The 18,068-nt window shown below is 70.2% G+C and carries 15 protein-coding genes; 9 read left to right on the top strand and 6 right to left on the bottom strand.

Annotated elements, in window-relative coordinates:
* Nucleotides 1-82 precede the first annotated feature (82 nt).
* Nucleotides 83-1,048, top strand: coding sequence for an NAD-dependent epimerase/dehydratase family protein (locus G9272_RS30785; protein ID WP_253267991.1), 966 nt, complete (start codon nt 83-85; stop codon nt 1,046-1,048).
* A gap of 1 nt (nt 1,049) precedes the next feature.
* Complete coding sequence (locus G9272_RS30780; protein WP_171399524.1) at nt 1,050-1,949, top strand: aldo/keto reductase; 900 nt, start codon at nt 1,050-1,052, stop codon at nt 1,947-1,949.
* 117 nt (nt 1,950-2,066) lie between these two features.
* Here the strand turns inward: G9272_RS30780 and G9272_RS30775 are convergent, their stop codons facing one another.
* A complete protein-coding gene (locus tag G9272_RS30775) occupies nt 2,067-3,503 on the bottom strand; it encodes a cation:dicarboxylate symporter family transporter (RefSeq protein ID WP_171402248.1) in 1,437 nt (478 codons plus the stop codon).
* 122 nt (nt 3,504-3,625) lie between these two features.
* On the opposite strand from G9272_RS30775, the gene G9272_RS30770 reads away from it, so the two are divergent.
* Complete coding sequence (locus G9272_RS30770; RefSeq protein ID WP_171399523.1) at nt 3,626-5,287, top strand: ATP-binding protein; 1,662 nt, start codon at nt 3,626-3,628, stop codon at nt 5,285-5,287.
* Nucleotides 5,284-5,979 (top strand): response regulator, encoded by a 696-nt coding sequence (locus G9272_RS30765; protein ID WP_054239862.1) that lies wholly within the window; start codon nt 5,284-5,286, stop codon nt 5,977-5,979. The genes G9272_RS30770 and G9272_RS30765 overlap by 4 nt, the downstream gene beginning before the upstream one ends.
* Before the next feature lie 290 nt (nt 5,980-6,269).
* On the opposite strand, the gene G9272_RS30760 is transcribed toward G9272_RS30765, so the two are convergent.
* Nucleotides 6,270-6,815, bottom strand: coding sequence for a hypothetical protein (locus G9272_RS30760; protein ID WP_171399522.1), 546 nt, complete (start codon nt 6,813-6,815; stop codon nt 6,270-6,272).
* Nucleotides 6,816-6,860: 45 nt separating this feature from the next.
* On the opposite strand from G9272_RS30760, the gene G9272_RS30755 reads away from it, so the two are divergent.
* Both G9272_RS30755 and G9272_RS30750 read left to right on the top strand, forming a co-directional pair.
* Nucleotides 6,861-7,745: a 5'-methylthioadenosine/S-adenosylhomocysteine nucleosidase gene (locus tag G9272_RS30755; protein ID WP_171399521.1), complete on the top strand. Its 885-nt coding sequence runs from the start codon at nt 6,861-6,863 to the stop codon at nt 7,743-7,745.
* A gap of 83 nt (nt 7,746-7,828) precedes the next feature.
* Complete coding sequence (locus G9272_RS30750; protein WP_171399520.1) at nt 7,829-8,551, top strand: XRE family transcriptional regulator; 723 nt, start codon at nt 7,829-7,831, stop codon at nt 8,549-8,551.
* Between the two features lie 34 nt (nt 8,552-8,585).
* On the opposite strand, the gene G9272_RS30745 is transcribed toward G9272_RS30750, so the two are convergent.
* Complete coding sequence (locus tag G9272_RS30745) at nt 8,586-9,611, bottom strand: ATP-dependent 6-phosphofructokinase (RefSeq protein ID WP_171399519.1); 1,026 nt, start codon at nt 9,609-9,611, stop codon at nt 8,586-8,588.
* A 190-nt stretch (nt 9,612-9,801) separates the two neighbouring features.
* On the opposite strand from G9272_RS30745, the gene pta reads away from it, so the two are divergent.
* The 3 genes from pta (at nt 9,802) to pyk (ending at nt 14,620) form a co-directional block, all read left to right on the top strand.
* On the top strand, nt 9,802-11,892 hold the full coding sequence (pta, locus tag G9272_RS30740) for a phosphate acetyltransferase (RefSeq protein WP_171399518.1): 2,091 nt from the start codon (nt 9,802-9,804) through the stop codon (nt 11,890-11,892).
* Nucleotides 11,889-13,100, top strand: coding sequence for an acetate kinase (locus G9272_RS30735; protein ID WP_171399517.1), 1,212 nt, complete (start codon nt 11,889-11,891; stop codon nt 13,098-13,100). Before pta ends, G9272_RS30735 begins: the two co-directional genes overlap by 4 nt.
* Before the next feature lie 89 nt (nt 13,101-13,189).
* Nucleotides 13,190-14,620, top strand: a complete 1,431-nt coding sequence (pyk, locus tag G9272_RS30730; RefSeq protein ID WP_171399516.1) for a pyruvate kinase — start codon at nt 13,190-13,192, stop codon at nt 14,618-14,620.
* 133 nt (nt 14,621-14,753) lie between these two features.
* On the opposite strand, the gene G9272_RS30725 is transcribed toward pyk, so the two are convergent.
* From G9272_RS30725 to G9272_RS30715, 3 genes are all read right to left on the bottom strand, one after another.
* A complete protein-coding gene (locus tag G9272_RS30725) occupies nt 14,754-16,154 on the bottom strand; it encodes a hypothetical protein (RefSeq protein ID WP_171399515.1) in 1,401 nt (466 codons plus the stop codon).
* Nucleotides 16,144-16,782, bottom strand: a complete 639-nt coding sequence (locus tag G9272_RS30720; protein WP_171399514.1) for a DUF6114 domain-containing protein — start codon at nt 16,780-16,782, stop codon at nt 16,144-16,146. The genes G9272_RS30725 and G9272_RS30720 overlap by 11 nt, the downstream gene beginning before the upstream one ends.
* A 118-nt stretch (nt 16,783-16,900) precedes the next feature.
* Nucleotides 16,901-17,533 (bottom strand): DUF6230 family protein, encoded by a 633-nt coding sequence (locus G9272_RS30715; protein WP_171399513.1) that lies wholly within the window; start codon nt 17,531-17,533, stop codon nt 16,901-16,903.
* Nucleotides 17,534-18,068 lie beyond the last annotated feature (535 nt).

Here is an 18,068-nt window from a genome sequence, read left to right as displayed (position 1 = left end):
GTTCTTTCGGTGCGACGGCCGGAACTCCCATGGTTACCCCTTCAGGACACGCGTGTACGCCGGGAGAATCATGGTCATGGAAATGACGCAGGAGGTAAAGGCCCGGAAGGTGGCGGCCGGAGAGGCAGCGGCCCGGCAAGGGAACGCCCGTGAGGTATTGGTCATCGGCGGAAACCGCTATTTCGGCAAGCGGCTGATCGCGCGCCTGCTGGCCGCCGGGGACCGGGTGACGGTACTGAATCGCGGTTCGTCCGCGCCGCCTCCGGGAGCGACCCACCTGATCGCCGACCGCGACGACGAGAACGCGCTGAACTCGGCGCTCGGTTCACGCGCCTTCGACGTCGTCGTCGACCAGGTCTGCTACACCCCGCGCCAGGCCGCGATCGCCCGCCGGGTGTTCGCCGGCCGCACCCGGCGATACGTGCTGACGTCGACGGTCGAGGTGTACGAGTACGAGGACTCCGTCGCCTTCGTGCGGGAGCAGGACGTCGATCCGCTGGGCGTGCGGGTCGATCTCGAACTCCCCTGGCACGAAACGGAGTTCCTCGACTCCCACTACGGCGAGGGCAAGCGGCAGGCGGAGGCGGTGTTCGCGGCGGAGCCGGCGTTCCCCCACGTGGCCGTCCGCGTCGCCCATGTGCTGGGCGGGGACGACGACTTCACGGGACGGCTGGAGCACTACGCCTCCCGGATCCGCGCGGGTGAGCCGATCACCGTGCCGACGGCGAACCGTCCGGCGACGTACATCCACGTCGAGGAGATCGCCGACTTCCTGTTCTGGACGGTGGGCCAGGACTTCACCGGCCCGGTCAACGCGGCCTCGCACGGGACGCTGACCACGCACGAGCTGTGCGAGGCGGTGGCCGCGCATGTCCCCACCGGCCGGGCGGTGTTCCAGGAGGTCGAGGTCGGTGAGGTGTCCCCGCTCTCCTTCCGCCGCTTCTACGGCATGGACAACACCCGTGCCGTCCGGCTCGGGTTCACCTTCGGCAACGTACGGCAGTGGCTGCGGCGCGCGGCCGACGAGACCCTGGGGAAGGGGAACTGACGTGCGTCACCGCACCCTCGGCGACGTCCGCGTGAGCGCGATCGGGCTCGGCGCGATGCCGCTGTCCATCGAGGGCCGCCCCGACCGGGCCCGTGCCCTGGCCACGGTCCACGCGGCGCTGGACGCGGGCGTGACCCTGCTGGACACGGCCGACTCCTACCACCTGCCGGGCGCGGAGCCCGGCCACAACGAGCGGCTCGTGGCCCGCGCGCTCGCCGGCTACGGCGGTGACACCTCCCATGTGCTCGTGGCGACGAAGGGCGGCCGGGGCAGACCGGGCGGCGGCTCGGCGGACTGGACGGTGAACGGCGATCCCCGCCATCTGAAGAGGGCCGCGGAGGCCTCCCTGCGGCGGCTCGGCGTCGAGGCGATCGGGCTGTACCAGCTCCACAAGCCCGACCCGGCGATCCCCTTCGAGGAGTCCGTGGGCGCGCTGCGGGACCTGCTCGACGAGGGGAAGATCAGGCTGGCCGGCCTCTCCAACACGGACACGGACCAGATCCGCCGGGCCCACGCGATCCTCGGCGACCGGCTGGTGTCGGTCCAGAACCGCTACTCCCCCGCCGTGCGCGACAGCGAGCCCGAACTGCGGCTGGCTGCCGAACTGGGACTGGCGTTCCTCCCGTGGAGCCCCTTGGGCGGCATCTCCCGCAGCTCCCTCGACGGGCCCGCCGAGCAGCCTTCCGACGCCCTCGGCACCTTCCACCGGCTCGCTCTCGAGCGGGGCGTCAGCCCCCAACAGCTCTGCCTGGCCTGGCTCCTGACCCGCTCCCCCACAGTGATCCCGATCCCGGGCGCAAGCCGCCCACGGTCGATACGCGACTCGGCGGCAGCAGCCGACCTGTCCCTGACCGAGAAGGAACTGAGCCACCTGGACGAGGCGGTACGACGCCCCCGGTGAAACAAAGGACCGGGCGGCCGAGCTACGGGGGAGTGCTCGGCCGCCCGGAGACGGTGGGGTGGTGGCCGGGTGTCCGGCCCCGGTTCAGGCGGGGCCGGACACCCGGAGTCGGGAGGGTCAGGCCTTGGCGAGTTCCTTCTCGCCGCCCTCGCGCTGCTCGGGCACGTCCGCCGGGGCGGTCTCGACGCCGTCGGCGTCGTCGTCGTCGAGCAGGGTCTTCTCGTCGAAGGGCAGGCCGCCTGCGAGCACCAGCTCGACGCGCTCCTTGTCGATCTCCTTGGTCCAGGTCCCGATCAGGACGGTCGCGACGGCGTTGCCCGCGAAGTTGGTGAGGGCGCGGGCCTCGCTCATGAAGCGGTCGATGCCGACGATGAGGCCGATGCCGTCCACCAGGGCGGGCTTGTGCGACTGGAGACCGCCGGCCAGGGTCGCCATGCCGGCGCCGGTGACACCGGCCGCGCCCTTGGAGGCGACGAACAGGAAGAGCAGCAGCGGGATCTGCTCGCCGAGGGACATCGGCGTACCCATGGCGTCGGCGATGAACAGGGACGCCATGGTCATGTAGATCATGGTGCCGTCGAGGTTGAAGGAGTAGCCGGTCGGGACGGTGATGCCGACGACGGGCTTGCTGACACCCAGGTGCTCCATCTTCGCGATGAGCCGCGGCAGCGCGGACTCGGAGGAGGAGGTGGACAGGATCAGCAGGAACTCCCGGGCCAGGTACTTGAACAGGGAGAGGATGTTCAGACCCGAGACGATCTTCAGCAGCGCGCCGAGCACGATGAAGACGAAGAGGAAACAGGTGGCGTAGAAGCCGAGCATCAGCACGGCGAGGCTCTTGAGCGCGTCCACGCCCGACGAGCCGACGACCGCGGCCATGGCGCCGAAGGCACCGATCGGGGCGGCCCACATCACCATCGCGAGGACGCGGAAGACGAGGCGCTGGATGTGCTCGACACCGCGCAGCACCGGCTGGCCGGCCTTGCCCATGGCCTGGAGCGCGAAGCCGCAGAGCAGGGCGATGAGGAGGGTCTGGAGGACCTCGCCCTCGGTGAAGGCGGAGACGATCGTGGTGGGGATGATGCCGAGCAGGAACTCGGTGGTGTCCTTGGCCTCCGGCGAGACCTGCGCCTGCCCGGTCTCCTTCACGGCGTCCGTGATGGCGAGGCCCGTGCCCGGCTCCAGGATGTTGCCGACGACGAGGCCGATACCCAGGGCGACCAGCGACATGACCATGAAGTAGCCGAGGGCGATACCGCCGACGGCGCCGACCTTGGCGGCCTTCCGTACGGACCCGATGCCCAGCACGATCGTGCAGAAGATGATCGGCGAGATCATCATCTTGATCAGGTTGACGAAGCCGGTCCCGATGGGCTTCAGCTCGACGGCGAAGTCGGGGGCGGCGAGCCCCACGGCGATGCCGATGGCGACCGCGACGATCACCGCGATGTACAGGTAGTGGGTGCGGTCCCGCTTGACCGCGGGTGCGGCAGGTGCCTTGTCGGGGGTGCTGCTGGCGGCCACGGCTGCCCTCCTTGACGTCTTCGTCGGCATCACCGGCGTGCGGCTCACGTCCGGGGTTTATGGGGGATTGCCGTGACTATCTCCCGCCCTGTGAGGGCGGTCACCCTTCCGTTCATTTAGTTCACACTTAACGCCGGGGGCACACTGACGACATGCGCATACCCGCTCTGCCGAGACCCCGCAGCCTGGCCGGCCAGCTCTTCGCCATGCAGGCGGTGCTGATAGCGGTGCTCGTCGCGGGATACGCGCTGTTCACGTACGTCAGCGACCGCAACCAGGCCGAGGAGGCGGCGGGCCGCCAGGCCACGGCCGTGGCCCGCTCGGTCGCCGACTCACCCTCCGTACGGGCGGCGATCCGGACCGCGAAGCCCACCGCCGAGCTCCAGCCGTACGCCCTGCGGGTCATGAAGGACACGGAGGTCGACTTCGTCACGATCATGAACCCGGAGGGCATCCGCTGGACCCACCCGGACAAGACCCAGATCGGCCAGCGCTTCCGCGGCAACACGGCGAAGGCCCTGAAGGGCGACACCTTCACCGAGACCTACACCGGCACCCTCGGCGCGTCCGTCCGCGCGGTCACCCCGATCGAGGACGACGGCACGATCATCGGCCTGGTCAGCGCGGGGATCAAGGTCGAGTCGATCAGCAAGCGGGTGCAGGACCAGGTGACGGCCCTGTTCGCGGTGGCCGTCGGCGCGCTCGCCCTCGGCGCGATCGGCACGTACGTCATCAACGCCTCCCTGCGCCGCCACACCCATGGCATGAACGCGGCCGAGCTGAGCCATATGCACGACTACCACCAGGCCGCGCTGCACGCGGTGCGGGAGGGGTTGCTGATGCTGGACGGACAGTACAAGGTGGCGCTGATCAACGACGGGGGCCGGGAGCTGCTGGGCGTCTCGGGGGAGGTGGTGGGCATGTCCGTGGCGGAACTGGGTCTGCCGGCCCCGCTGACGGGTGCGCTGCTCTCCTCGGAGCCCCGGGTGGACGAGGTGTATCTGACGGCGGACCGGGTGCTCGTGGTGAACACCTCCCCGGTGTCGGGCGGCGAGCGCCGGGGCACCGTGGTCACCCTGCGCGATGTGACCGAGCTCCAGTCCGTGATGGGCGAGCTGGACTCCGAGCGCGGCTTCACGCAGGCGCTGCGCTCACAGGCCCACGAGGCGGCGAACCGGCTGCACACCGTGGTGTCGCTGATCGAGCTGGGCCGGGCGGAGGAGGCGGTGGACTTCGCGACCGCGGAACTGGAACTGGCCCAGGCGCTGACGGACCAGGTGGTCGCGGCGGTCAGCGAGCCGGTCCTGGCGGCCCTGCTGCTGGGCAAGACGGCCCAGGCGAACGAGCGGGGCGTGGAGCTGGTGGTGTCGCAGGAGAGCACCCTGGACGACGGCCTGCTGCCGGAGTCGCTCCCCGCCAGGGACCTGGTGACGATCCTGGGCAACCTCATCGACAACGCGGTGGACGCGGCCCAGGGGAGCACCCGGGCGCAGGTGACGGTCACCGCCGCCACGGAGGGCGCCGAGCTGCTGCTGCGGGTGGCGGACACGGGAGCGGGAGTGGATCCCGCACACGCCTCCCTGGTCTTCGAACGCGGCTTCTCGACGAAGCCGGCCGGGCCGGGCGGGCGGGGCCTCGGGCTGGCGCTGGTCCGGCAGGCGGTACAGCGGCACGAGGGGACGCTGTCGGTGGCGGAGGCCGCGGGCGGCGGAGCGGAGTTCCTGGTGCGCCTGCCGTTGCCGACGACGACGGCCTCCGGTGCCGCCGCGTCCGGTACCACCGGCTCCGTGTCGGGGTCTGGAGGCAAGGGATGACGAGCGAAGAGCCGATCAGAGTGCTGGTCGTGGAGGACGATCCGGTCGCCGCGGACGCCCATGTGATGTACGTGGGCCGGGTGCCGGGATTCGTCGCGGTGGGCAAGGCGCACACCGGCGCGGAGGCCCGGCGTCTGCTGGACCGCACGCCGGTCGACCTGCTGCTGCTGGACCTGCACCTGCCCGACGCGCACGGGCTCCAGCTGGCCCGCTCGCTGCGGGCGGCGGGGTATCACGCGGATGTGATAGCGGTGACGTCGGCGCGGGACCTGACGGTGGTGCGGGAGGGCGTCTCGCTCGGCGTCGTGCAGTACGTGCTGAAGCCCTTCACCTTCGCCACGCTTCGGGACCGGCTGGTGCGGTACGCCGAGTTCCGGGGGGCCGCGGGCGAGGCGAGCGGTCAGGACGAGGTGGACCGGGCGCTGGCGGCCCTGCGCGCGCCGGGGCCGGCCGCGCTGCCCAAGGGGCTGAGCGCGCCCACGCTGGAGCGGGTGACGGAGACCGTACGGGAGGCGGAGCAGGGGCTGACCGCGGCGGGGGTCGCCGAGTCGGTGGGCATCTCACGCATCACGGCCCGGCGGTATCTGGAGCATCTGGTGGAGGCGGGAAGAGCCGAGCGAAAGCCGCTGTACGGGCAGGTGGGGAGGCCGGAACTGGTCTACCGCTGGGTGCGCACGACCCGCGGCAAGTGACCGCCGCACCCCCCTGACCACCCACCACCACCATCACCACCCTGACCCGCCGCCGCCACCTGACCCACCGCGGCCGCCGTCACTCACTGCCACCACACTCACCCACCGCCAGGGCCATCTCCCACCGCCGCCCCCCTGACCCGCCGCCGCCACCTGACCCGCCGCCGCCACCTGACCCACCGCGGCCGCCGTCACTCACTGCCACCACACTCACCCACCGCCCCCCTCACTTCACCGCCACCACCTCGCTCACCGCCACCGGCATCGCTCACCGCTCACCGCCGCCGCCCTCACTCACCACCGCCCCCGAACGGCAGCGCGTACCGCACGACGAAGACCCCCAGCCCCGCCACCGCTCCCGCCTCGGCCAGGGACAGCACCAGCAGCCCCGCCGACACCTGTCCCCCGCCCCAGTACACGACCAGCGCGGCCGTCGGCACGACACAGAACGCCAGCAGATCGACCACGCACTGCACGACCTTCCGGGAGGTCCGCCCGGGGCCGCCCCGGTGGTAGGTCTCCCACCGGAAGGCCGCCTCGGTCCCGGCCAGTTCGGCGAGCCTCGGCCCCAACTCCTGCCGTACATACCGCCCGACGGCCGAGATCTTCTCGTCGTTGACCAGGTAGGTCCACCCCAGCACCACGCACACCGGCGGCAACGCCAGCAACATCGACGCCTGTTCGGCCTGGGCCGCCGCGGCGATCACCGCCGCCACCACCGCCAGGGTCACGTACAGCAGGTTGTCCCGGAACCCGATCCGCGCCTTCTGCTCGTCCTTGACACTCTGGTACTCGGCGAGCAGCAACTGACCGGCGCTGACGTCCTGTTCGGCCATGGTGACCGCCCCCTCCCCCGATGATCCTGGCAGTACCTTAAGGGTGTGCCCGAGACCGAACCCATCGCCGTGGTCCTCACCGCGCTTCCCGTCGAGTACGACGCCGTGCGCGCACTCCTGGAATCCCTCGACGAAGTCGTCCTCGACGACGGAACCCGTCTCGAACAGGGCCGGCTCTCCGGCACGGGCTGGACGGTGGCGCTCGCCGAGCTCGGCGAGGGCGCCCTGACCACGGCGGCGCTCACCACCCGTATCGTCTCCGAACTCACCCCCGAGTGCCTGCTCTTCGTGGGGGTCGCGGGCGGCCTCAAGGACGACCTGCGGCTCGGTGACGTAGTCGTCGGCACCAAGGTCTACGCCGTCCACGGCGGCAAGCAGACCCCCGAGGGTTTCCTGGCCCGCCCCGAGTCCTGGCACGGCTCGCACCGCCTGGTCCAGGCGGCCCGCTCGGCGCTGCGGGACCTGGACGGGGTGCGGGCCCACCGCAAGCCGATCGCCTGCGGGGACGTCGTGCTGGCCGACGAGCGGTCCGCGGTGCGGGATCACATCCGACGGACGTACAACGACGCGTACGCCATCGAGATGGAGGGCTCGGGGGCGTCCCACGCGGCGCACCTCGGCGGCCGGCTGGACGCCCTCGTCATCCGGGGCATCAGCGACCTCGCCGACGCCGGGAAGGGCGCGGCCGACGCGGAGGGTTCGCAGGAGCTGGCGGCGGGGCAGGCGGCCAAGGTCGCGGTGGCGGTCCTGCGCAAGCACGCCCCCCGCCCACGGAGCACCTCCGGCACCCAGGAGGAGCCCCGACCCGGCTCAGGAGCAGGAGCAGGAGCAGGCTCAGGCTCAGGCTCAGGCTCAGGCGGCGACACCATCAACTTCCAGGGCGGCACCTACTACGGGCCGGTCGTCGGAAAGATCACGCGGCACAACTGACCGACCGGTCACCACCGTAGGTTCCTACAACTGGTGACCATGTCCAAACACCCTGTAGTCACCGCGCCTTCCGCCCCCCTACCTTGTCCCCCGTGCCCAGACCTCCAGCCCACACCCGTCAGCCAGGTCCCCCCTTCAACGCCCCCGCCGCCCGCAGGCTCCGCGCGGCGCTCGGCATGACCCCGGACCACGTCGCCCACGGACTGCGCGCCTCCTACGCCCTGCCGCACGCCACCCCCGATCTCGTCATCAGCTGGGAGCGCGGGGCACTCACCCCCACGCATCCCGAACTCACCGCTCTCGCGGGCGTGTTGTGGTGTTCCCCGGGTGAGCTGATCGGCAGGCCGCGCACCCTGCGCGAACACCGCGTCGCCCAGGGCTTCGCCCCCGAGGACGTCGCCCGGGCCGTGGGGCACGAGTTCCTGGCGTACACGCGGATGGAGGAGAGCGGGCAGTGGCGCGGCACGGACCGGCAGTCCGCCGCCCTCGCCGAGCTGCTCGACCTCTCGCTGCCCGACCTGGTCACCGTCACCGGCCTGGAGGCCAAGCTGGCGGACCTGCTGCGCACCGCCGCCCGCACCCGCTGGCAGGCGTACGTCAGGCCCGTGGGCAGGATCGTGCCCCTGGACCGGCGTCTCCTGGAGGAGGCCCTCCAGGAGCTGCACCAGGACTACCAGGGGCAGATGGTCGCCACACTGAGCTGGGGCGGCGGCAGCGCGGCCGGGGAGGCGAGCGACGCCGGCCGGGACTTCCTCGACCGGATCGTCGACACCTTCTGGACGAGCCTCGAGAACCGGACCGCCTAGGGCCGTCCGCGAGGCAAGCGCCCCGGGGTCCGCCCTAGAAGACCGACTCCGCCTCGACGATCCGGTCCTTCGGCACCGTCTTCAGCTCGGTCACCGCCTCCGCCAGCGGCACCATCACCACGTCCGTCCCGCGCAGCGCGGTCATCCGCCCGAACTGGCCCCGGTGCGCCGCCTCCACCGCGTGCCAGCCGAAGCGGGTCGCGAGGACACGGTCGTACGCCGTCGGGACACCGCCACGCTGGACGTGGCCGAGAATCACCGGTCGGGCCTCCTTGCCGAGCCGCTTCTCCAGCTCGTAGGCCAGCGCCGTGCCGATGCCCTGGAAGCGCTCGTGACCGAACTGGTCGATCGCGCCCTTGCTGTAGTCCATGGTGCCGTCGGCCGGGTGCGCGCCTTCCGCGACGCAGATCACCGCGAACTTCTTGCCGCGCGCGAACCGCTCCTCGACCATCTTCACCAGGTCGGTGGGGTCGAAGGGCCGCTCCGGCAGACAGATCCCGTGCGCGCCGGCGGCCATCCCGGACTCCAGCGCGATCCAGCCCGCGTGGCGGCCCATGACCTCGACCACCATCACCCGCTGGTGGGACTCCGCCGTGGTCTTGAGGCGGTCCATCGCCTCCGTCGCGACGCCCACCGCCGTGTCGAAGCCGAAGGTGCGGTCCGTCGACGAGATGTCGTTGTCGATCGTCTTCGGGACGCCCACCACCGGCAGGCCGGCGTCCGACAGCATCCGCGCCGCCGTCAGCGTGCCCTCGCCGCCGATCGGGATCAGCGCGTCGATGCCGAAGTCGTGGATCATGTCGGAGGCGCTCTCGCAGGCCTCGCGCAGCCGGTCGCGCTCCAGGCGGGACGAGCCGAGAATGGTGCCGCCGCGGGCCAGGATGCCGCTCACCGCGTTGAGGTCGAGGCTTCGGTAACGGCCGTCCAGCAGACCCGCGTAGCCGTCCTCGAAGCCGATCACCTCGTCGCCGTAGTTGTCGACGGCGCGGTGCACGACCGACCGGATCACTGCGTTCAGGCCGGGGCAGTCGCCACCTGCGGTGAGAACTCCGATGCGCATCGTGCTGTGTCTCCTGCTCGCTGTTGGTACCGGTGAGCCAGGTTCGATTGTTTCACGCCGCCGAGCGGGCTGTCTCTTGACGGGCGCCTTAACTACGGCCAGAGGTATTGTCAAGAGGGATCTGCTCACCTAGGTGGGCGATTTTTGTGCCCCGTGCCCTCGTGCCCCTGTACAGAGACGGAGAGCTGGCGTGACCCGCAGCGTGTACGTGACCGGAATCGATCGCGGCGACGGCCGTCAGGTCGTCGAGCTGGGAGTCATGGAGCTCCTGACCCGGCAGGTCGACCGGGTGGGCGTGTTCCGTCCCCTCGTCCACGACGGGCCCGACCGGCTCTTCGAGCTGCTGCGTGCGCGCTACCGGCTGGCGCAGGATCCGGCCACCGTCTACGGCATGGACTACCACGAGGCGTCCGCCCTCCAGGCGGAGCAGGGGACGGACGAGCTGGTCTCCACCCTCGTCGAGCGGTTCCATCGCGTCGCCCGCGCCTACGACGTCGTCCTCGTCCTGGGAACGGACTACGCCGACACCCAGTTCCCGGACGAACTCGCCCTCAACGCGCGCCTCGCGAACGAGTTCGGCGCGTCCGTGATCCCGGTCGTCGGCGGCCGCAAGCAGCCGGTGGAGTCCGTGTTCGCGGAGACCCGCAACGCCTACCGGGCGTACGAGGTTCTCGGCTGCGACGTCCTCGCCATGGTGACCAACCGGGTGGCCCCGGACGACCGGGAGGAGATCGCCGCCCGGCTCGCGACCCGGCTGCCCGTGCCCTGTTACGTGCTGCCCGACGAGCCCGCCCTCTCCGCGCCGACCGTCGCGCAGATCAGCCACGCGCTGGGCGCGAGGGTGCTGCTCGGCGACGACTCCGGGCTGGCCCGTGACGCGCTCGACTTCGTCTTCGGCGGGGCGATGCTGCCGAACTTCCTCAACGCGCTGACCCCGGGCTGCCTGGTCGTCACGCCGGGAGACCGGGCCGACCTGGTCATCGGCTCGCTGGCCGCGCACAGCGCCGGCACCCCGCCGATAGCCGGCCTGCTGCTCACCCTCGACGAGGTGCCGAGCGACGAGATCCTCACCCTCGCCGCCCGCCTGGCCCCCGGCACGCCCGTCGTATCCGTGCCCGGTAACAGCTTCCCCACGGCCGAGCAGTTGTTCTCCCTCGAGGGCAAGCTGAACGCGGCCACCCCGCGCAAGGCCGAGACCGCGCTGGGGCTGTTCGAGCGGCACGTGGACACGAGCGATCTGCTCAGCCGCGTCTCCGCACCGAGCACCGACCGCCTCACGCCGATGATGTTCGAGCACAAGCTCCTGGAGCAGGCCCGCGTCGACAAGCGCCGGGTCGTCCTTCCGGAGGGGACCGAGGAGCGCGTGCTGCACGCGGCCGAGGTGCTGCTGCGCCGGGGCGTCTGCGACCTCACGCTCCTCGGGCCCGTCGACCAGATCCGCAAGAAGGCCGCCGACCTCGGCATCGACCTCGGCGACTGCACGCTGATCGACCCGGCCACCTCCGAGCTGCGCGACTCCTTCGCCGAGAAGTACGCCCGGTTGCGGGCCCACAAGGGCGTCACGGTGGAGCTGGCGTACGACGTCGTCTCGGACGTGAACTACTTCGGGACGCTCATGGTCCAGGAGGGCCTCGCCGACGGCATGGTCTCCGGGTCGGTGCACTCCACGGCCGCCACCATCCGGCCCGCCTTCGAGATCATCAAGACCAAGCCGGACGCCGACATCGTCTCGTCCGTCTTCTTCATGTGCCTCGCCGACAAGGTCCTCGTCTACGGCGACTGCGCCGTGAACCCCGACCCGAACGCCGAGCAGCTCGCCGACATCGCCATCCAGGCGGCCGCGACCGCCGCCCAGTTCGGGGTGGAGCCGCGGATCGCGATGCTGTCGTACTCCACCGGTACGTCCGGCTCGGGCGCCGACGTCGACAAGGTGCGGGAGGCGACGAAGCTCGTCCGCGAGCGGCGCCCCGACCTGAGGATCGAGGGGCCGATCCAGTACGACGCCGCCGTGGAGCCGACCGTCGCCGCGACCAAGCTGCCGGGCTCCGAAGTCGCCGGGCAGGCAAGCGTGTTGATCTTCCCGGACCTCAACACCGGCAACAACACCTACAAGGCCGTGCAGCGTTCGGCCGGCGCGATCGCGGTCGGGCCGGTGCTCCAGGGCCTGCGCAAGCCGGTCAACGACCTGTCCCGGGGCGCTCTGGTCCAGGACATCGTCAACACCGTCGCCATCACGGCGATCCAGGCCCAGACCCCGAACGAGAAGGCTTCCCAGCAGTGACAGCAACGCGTGTCCTCGTCCTCAACTCCGGCTCCTCGTCGGTGAAGTACCAGCTGCTCGACATGCGGGACAGCAGCCGGCTGGCGAACGGGCTCGTCGAGCGGATCGGTGAGCAGTCCTCCCGGCTCAAGCACACGCCCCTCGCGACCGGCGGCGAGAGCCGTGAGTGGACCGGGCCGATCGCCGACCACGACGCCGCTCTGAAGGCCGTGGCGGAGGAGCTCGCGAAGGACGGGCTCGGTCTCGACTCCCCCGAACTCGCCGCCATCGGGCACCGGGTCGTGCACGGCGGCAAGCGCTTCAGCGAGCCGACCGTGATCGACGACGCCGTCCTCGCCGAGATCGAGCGGCTGATCCCGGTCGCCCCGCTGCACAACCCGGCCAACCTCACCGGCATCCGCACCGCGACGGCCCTGCGCCCCGACCTGCCCCAGGTCGCCGTCTTCGACACCGCGTTCCACACGACGATGCCGGAGGCGGCGGCCCGCTACGCGATCGACGTCGAGACCGCCGACGCGCACCGGGTGCGGCGCTACGGCTTTCACGGGACCTCGCACGCGTACGTCTCCCGGGCGACGGCGAAGCTGCTGGGCAAGGCACCCGAAGAGGTGAATGTCATCGTGCTGCACCTCGGCAACGGGGCATCCGCCTCGGCCGTCGAGAAGGGCCGGTGCGTGGACACCTCGATGGGGCTGACGCCCTTGGAGGGGCTCGTGATGGGTACGCGCTCCGGGGACACCGATCCGGCCGTCATCTTCCATTTGGCGCGGGTTGGTGGAATGTCCATCGATGAAATCGACACTCTTCTCAACAAGAAGAGCGGGCTCATCGGGCTGTGCGGTGACAACGACATGCGGGAGATCCGACGCCGGATCGACGAGGGTGACGAGGGGGCGAAGCTCGCCTTCGACATCTACATTCACCGGCTGAAGAAGTACATCGGCGCCTATTACGCCGTACTCGGGCACGTGGACGCGGTCGCGTTCACCGCCGGGGTCGGGGAGAACGCGGCACCGGTGCGGGAGGCGGCCGTGGCGGGCCTGGGTTCCCTGGGCCTGGCGGTGGACGACGAGCTGAACGCGGTACGCGGTGACGAGCCGCGGCTGATCTCGCCCGCCGGCGCGCGGGTGGCGGTCGCCGTGGTGCCGACGGACGAGGAACTGGAGATCGCCACACAGACCTACGCACTGGTGAAAAAGACAAACTGAGCAGGAAAGCAACTGAGCACAACCCCTCTCATTTGTATCTTCCACCAGACGGAATATTCCGTAGCGAAACAAACCGATAGGATCGCCCCATGCGCCGTTCGAAAATCGTCTGTACTCTCGGCCCCGCGGTCGACTCCCACGAAATGCTCGTGTCGCTGATCGAGGCCGGCATGAACGTGGCCCGCTTCAACTTCAGCCACGGCTCCCACGCCGAGCACCAGGGCCGCTACGACCGGGTCCGGGCCGCCGCCAAGGAGACCGGCCGGGCCATCGGTGTCCTCGCCGACCTCCAGGGCCCGAAGATCCGCCTCGAGACCTTCGCCGAGGGTCCGGTCGAGCTGGTGCGCGGTGACGAGTTCACCATCACCACCGAGGACGTCCCCGGCGACAAGACGATCTGCGGCACGACGTACAAGGGCCTGCCGGGCGACGTCTCGCGCGGCGACCAGATCCTCATCAACGACGGCAACGTCGAGCTGAAGGTCCTGGACGTCGAGGGCCCGCGGGTGAAGACGATCGTCATCGAGGGCGGCGTCATCTCCGACCACAAGGGCATCAACCTGCCCGGCACGGCCGTCAACGTGCCCGCGCTCAGCGAGAAGGACATCGAGGACCTGCGGTTCGCGCTGCGCATGGGCTGCGACCTGGTCGCGCTGTCCTTCGTCCGGGACGCCAAGGACGTCGCCGACGTCCACCGGGTCATGGACGAGGAGGGCCGCCGGGTCCCCGTCATCGCCAAGGTGGAGAAGCCGCAGGCGGTGGACAACATGGAGGACGTCGTGATGGCGTTCGACGCCGTCATGGTGGCCCGTGGCGACCTGGCCGTCGAGTACCCGCTCGAGAAGGTCCCCATGGTGCAGAAGCGCCTCATCGAGCTGTGCCGGCGCAACGCCAAGCCGGTGATCGTGGCGACCCAGATGATGGAGTCGATGATCACCAACTCCCGTCCGACCCGCGCCGAGGCCTCCGACGTGGCCAACGCGATCCTGGACGGCGCGGACGCGGTCATGCTGTCCGCCGAGTCGAGCGTGGGCGCGTACCCGATCGAGACCGTGAAGACGATGTCGAAGATCGTCACCGCGGCCGAGCAGGAGCTGCTCAGCAAGGGTCTCCAGCCGCTCGTGCCGGGCAAGAAGCCGCGCACGCAGGGCGGTTCGATCGCGCGCGCCGCGTGCGAGATCTCCGACTTCCTGGGCGGCCGGGGTCTGGTGGCCTTCACCCAGTCCGGCGACACCGCCCGTCGGCTCTCCCGCTACCGCGCGGCCCAGCCGATCATCGCCTTCACCACCGACGAGGGCACCCGCAACCAGCTGACGCTCAGCTGGGGCGTCGAGTCGCACATCGTGCCGTTCGTGAACAGCACCGACGAGATGGTCGACATGGTCGACCAGCAGATCGCCAAGATCAACCGCTTCAGCCCGGGCGAGATCGTCATCATCACCGCCGGCTCGCCCCCCGGCGTGCCCGGCACCACCAACATGCTCCGTGTCCACCACCTCGGTGGCGGCTCCCGCGACTGAGGCGACCGAGCGGGCGGCCCTGGCCGTCCGAGCGGGCTTGTACGGCGCTGAGGGCGCCCCCTGTGAAAAAGGGGGCGCCCTCAGCGTTTGTTGCGGCTCCCGGACGGGCTTGGGGACGATCGGCCGGTACTGCTCAGCCGGTCGTGTACTGGTGCAGGCCGGGGACGGTCAGCGTGCCGCCGAGCTGGCCCGCCTGCTGGACCTTCACGTCGGTGAAGTAGATCAGCGGGATGTTCAACGGCGGCGGGCTCTTCGGGCTGAACGTGATGGGTATCAGGCCGAACAGGTTGCCGGAGATGCTCTCCGTGTACATGATCGTGTCGCCGTCACGGATGGTGGACGTGGTGCCCTTGCCCGCCTGCACGTGGTACGTCTTGCCGGACTGCTTGTCGTCCACCGTCTGGTGCAGGTCGCCGATGTCGGTGCCGTCGGAGATGACGTACTTCAGCACCTCCTTGACCGTGCCGTTGGCGGTCTTCACCTTGACGATGCCCTGGTAGTCGGCGCCCTTGAGGAGCAGCGAACTGGCGTTCAGGTACCAGGGGTCGTCGGGCAGCCTGATCTTGTTGTCGATGCCGCCCTCGTCGTCCGTGGCGGCGGGGCAGTCGTCGGCGTCCGTGGTGGCGCTCTCCGAGGGGCTCGGCGAGGCCGTGGCGTCGTCGGCGGCCTCCTCGGTGTCCTTCGCCGTCTCCTCGGCCTCGTCGGCGGCGTCCTTCACCGTGTCGGTGACGGTGTCGGTGGTGTCCTTGGAGGTACCGGAGGAGTCCTTGCCGGAGGAGCCGGAGTCGGAGGAGCCTGAGCTGTCCGAGGAGCCCGAGCCGGAGTCCGACGACGAGTCACCGGTCGACGACGAGTCACCGGCCGACGCCGACTCCGAGGCCGAGGCCGACGGGGACGGGCTCGAACCGGCCTCCGCGTCGGAGCCGTTGCCGTCGAAGAGGTCCGTGATCGCGTCGCCGATGGTCTCCAGGACGTTCTTGTCCGTCGCGGAGGCCGAGGGGCTCGCCGTCGCGGTGTCACCGGACGTCGACGACTTGTCGGGCGCGGCGGCCGCCGAGGACGCGGCGGGAGCGGGCTCGGCCGTGTCGTCGGAACCTGAATCCGACGAACCGGAGTCACCCGTGTCGCCCGAGCCGCTCGACGTGTCCTTCGAGTCGTCCTTGGAGCCGTCCTTGGAGTCGTCCTTGGAGTCGTCCTTGGAGTCGTCGGCCGATTCGCTCGCGCTCGCCGAGGCGGACGGCGACGGGGAGGCCGACGCGGAGGCGTCCGCGCCCTCCAGGGCCGCCACACAGTCCTTGTACTCGTCGATCGTGAGGCTCTTGGACGCCGGCTGGTCCTCGGCGTTGGCGAGGGTCGGCGTGAACCCCATGCCCATCAGGACCGCCGTCGGCATGGCCGCCAGGGCTATCGCCTTGCCGGCCGGCATGTGGAACCTGGTGAAGATCGGCTTCTTGGGTGCCGCGTGCCGCGGCCCGGTGGTTCTCACGCGGGCAGCGTCCACATCGCTCCCGGTGGAAACCTCGTCAGCCGGCACTGTGCCTCCCGTTCGCCCCGTTGGCCGGGCTCGTTCCTGACAGATCGTGCAGATCGTGCGGCTCGCCCGCCCCGTCGTCGTCCTTCGTGAAGGACGGCTTCTCGATGGGGGCCGGGCCCGTGCTGTACGGGTTCTCGGTGAGGTCGCCCGCGTCGGCGGGAGGTGCGGGGAACGCGCCCTCGGGGGCGCCTCCGGCGGTCGCGCCGGCTTCGGGCCCCGGAGCCTGGGCGGGCGGTGTGCCCGGCACCCAGGACACGGCCATCGCCCCGCCGATCAGCGCGAACAGGAAGCCGATGAGGAAGCCGCCCAGGTTCGACACCGGGATGGAGACCAGACCGAGCAGGATCGCCGCGACTCCCGCGAAGACCTGTACGTGCTTCTGGAACCACAGACTGATGCCCAGAACGCCCAGCAGCACGCCGATGATCAGCGACCCCGCGCCCGCGGTGGTGGCCATCGCCAGCGTCAGGTGGCCCACCTGGAGGTGCGCGTAAGGGAAGTAGGCGATGGGGAAGCCGGCGAGGAGGACGAACAAGCCCGCCCAGAACGGCCTGGTGCCCCGCCAGGCGCGGAACTGCTGCCTCCGGCGGGTGAACTGGCCGGGGGCGACAGGGGTCTCGGCGCTCATGGAAAACAGCTCCCTGGTGCGGCGTTTCTGTGGTGGTGGGTCGAAGTGCTGGTGAAGCCCCGGGCTTCAGACTGGACGGGCGGGGGCGCCACCGGCCCCCCCGCCCGTCAGAGAGTGCTTAGTAGCACTCCTTGACACCCGTCGACAGCGACATCTTCAGGCCGCTGAGCTTGAAGGTTCCGGCGGTGGTGGCCCACGCCGTCTGCTTCACGTCGGTCAGCGTGGCGGAGTCCGCCTGCTGGGCGAACCCGTACGGGTTCGCCGTGTCACCGCTCTTGAGGCCCGGACCCTTGTTGGCGTCCTTCGCGGCCACACCGATGTCGATGCCCCTGAAGACGGCATCCGCCTGAAGGTCCTCGACGTCGATGTACAGGTTCTCTGCCTCGACCGGCTTACCGCCGCCGCCCGCCTTCAGCGTGAGGCTGACGGAACCGAGCAGCGGGATGTTCGGGGTGACCACGGACTGGCACATGTTCGTGATCGAGGCGCTCTTGAACGCCGAGACGGCAACGGCGTGAGCCGTCTTCTTGCCGTCGAGGGTGTAACCCGAGTCGATCGCGCCGTACTGCGAGAAGCCCGTGCCTTCAAGCTTGTCGGCCGTCACCTTGAACGACTGACCGGACACGCTGAACGACGCGGCCAGTGCACCCTGCGCGAGGGCGACACCTATACATGCCGTAGCGGCGACGCTGGGCACCATGACCACAGCGAAGCGCTTCCATCTGGTCCCGCCACGCACCTGGGACTCCATATTTCCTCCTTCTCGGACGTACATCTCCTGATCCCGTGAGCCCCCTCGGACGGCGGCTCAGCCGGGCAGGGATGGGAGAAGTGCTACGTCCTCGGGAAGGGGAGCGCCTGTCTCGGAGGCGCGAACCGCGCACCGATCACCGGCGATCACCCCCGAGCGACAACCACTGGTCGCGCCTGACACGCATCACGCACAACCTTGCTGGACAGGCTTCACCGCAGCGAAGACCCCCCTGTCCGAGAGCCGACTCCACTGCCGTCGGCTCTGCTCGGTGGGGACCCAGGAAAACCCGTTGACCCAACCGGCTGTCGGGGTACGGGATTGGACCGAGCGTGGCCGATCGTGGTGCATTCTCGCCGCCCGCACAAGGGGGTTCGTTACTCGCTAGTAACGGCCGGATAACCGAACAACGACCCATAGGTCTCGACCGGCAACACAGGGTGTCATCGACGCCCCGGACAAAGCTGTTGATCGCTGGACAGAATCCGACAGAACAACGCCCAAGTCTTACTGGAAGTAACAGCGGCCGCGATTA

Source organism: Streptomyces asoensis (genome assembly GCF_013085465.1).
GTDB lineage: Bacteria > Actinomycetota > Actinomycetes > Streptomycetales > Streptomycetaceae > Streptomyces > Streptomyces cacaoi_A.
Note: the sequence above shows the minus strand (reverse complement) of the source record. Positions and strands in the feature narration are given on the sequence as shown.

Excerpts from the sequence above, each read along its gene's own strand:
- G9272_RS30765 (WP_054239862.1), top strand. The coding sequence starts at position 5,284 with ATGACGAGCGAAGAGCCGATCAGAGTGCTGGTCGTGGAGGACGATCCG.
- G9272_RS30785 (WP_253267991.1), top strand. The coding sequence starts at position 83 with ATGACGCAGGAGGTAAAGGCCCGGAAGGTGGCGGCCGGAGAGGCAGCG.
- G9272_RS30775 (WP_171402248.1), bottom strand. The coding sequence starts at position 3,503 with ATGCCGACGAAGACGTCAAGGAGGGCAGCCGTGGCCGCCAGCAGCACC.
- G9272_RS30715 (WP_171399513.1), bottom strand. The coding sequence starts at position 17,533 with ATGGAGTCCCAGGTGCGTGGCGGGACCAGATGGAAGCGCTTCGCTGTG.
- G9272_RS30720 (WP_171399514.1), bottom strand. The coding sequence starts at position 16,782 with ATGAGCGCCGAGACCCCTGTCGCCCCCGGCCAGTTCACCCGCCGGAGG.
- G9272_RS30770 (WP_171399523.1), top strand. The coding sequence starts at position 3,626 with ATGCGCATACCCGCTCTGCCGAGACCCCGCAGCCTGGCCGGCCAGCTC.
- pyk (WP_171399516.1), top strand. The coding sequence starts at position 13,190 with ATGCGCCGTTCGAAAATCGTCTGTACTCTCGGCCCCGCGGTCGACTCC.
- G9272_RS30745 (WP_171399519.1), bottom strand. The coding sequence starts at position 9,611 with ATGCGCATCGGAGTTCTCACCGCAGGTGGCGACTGCCCCGGCCTGAAC.
- G9272_RS30760 (WP_171399522.1), bottom strand. The coding sequence starts at position 6,815 with ATGGCCGAACAGGACGTCAGCGCCGGTCAGTTGCTGCTCGCCGAGTAC.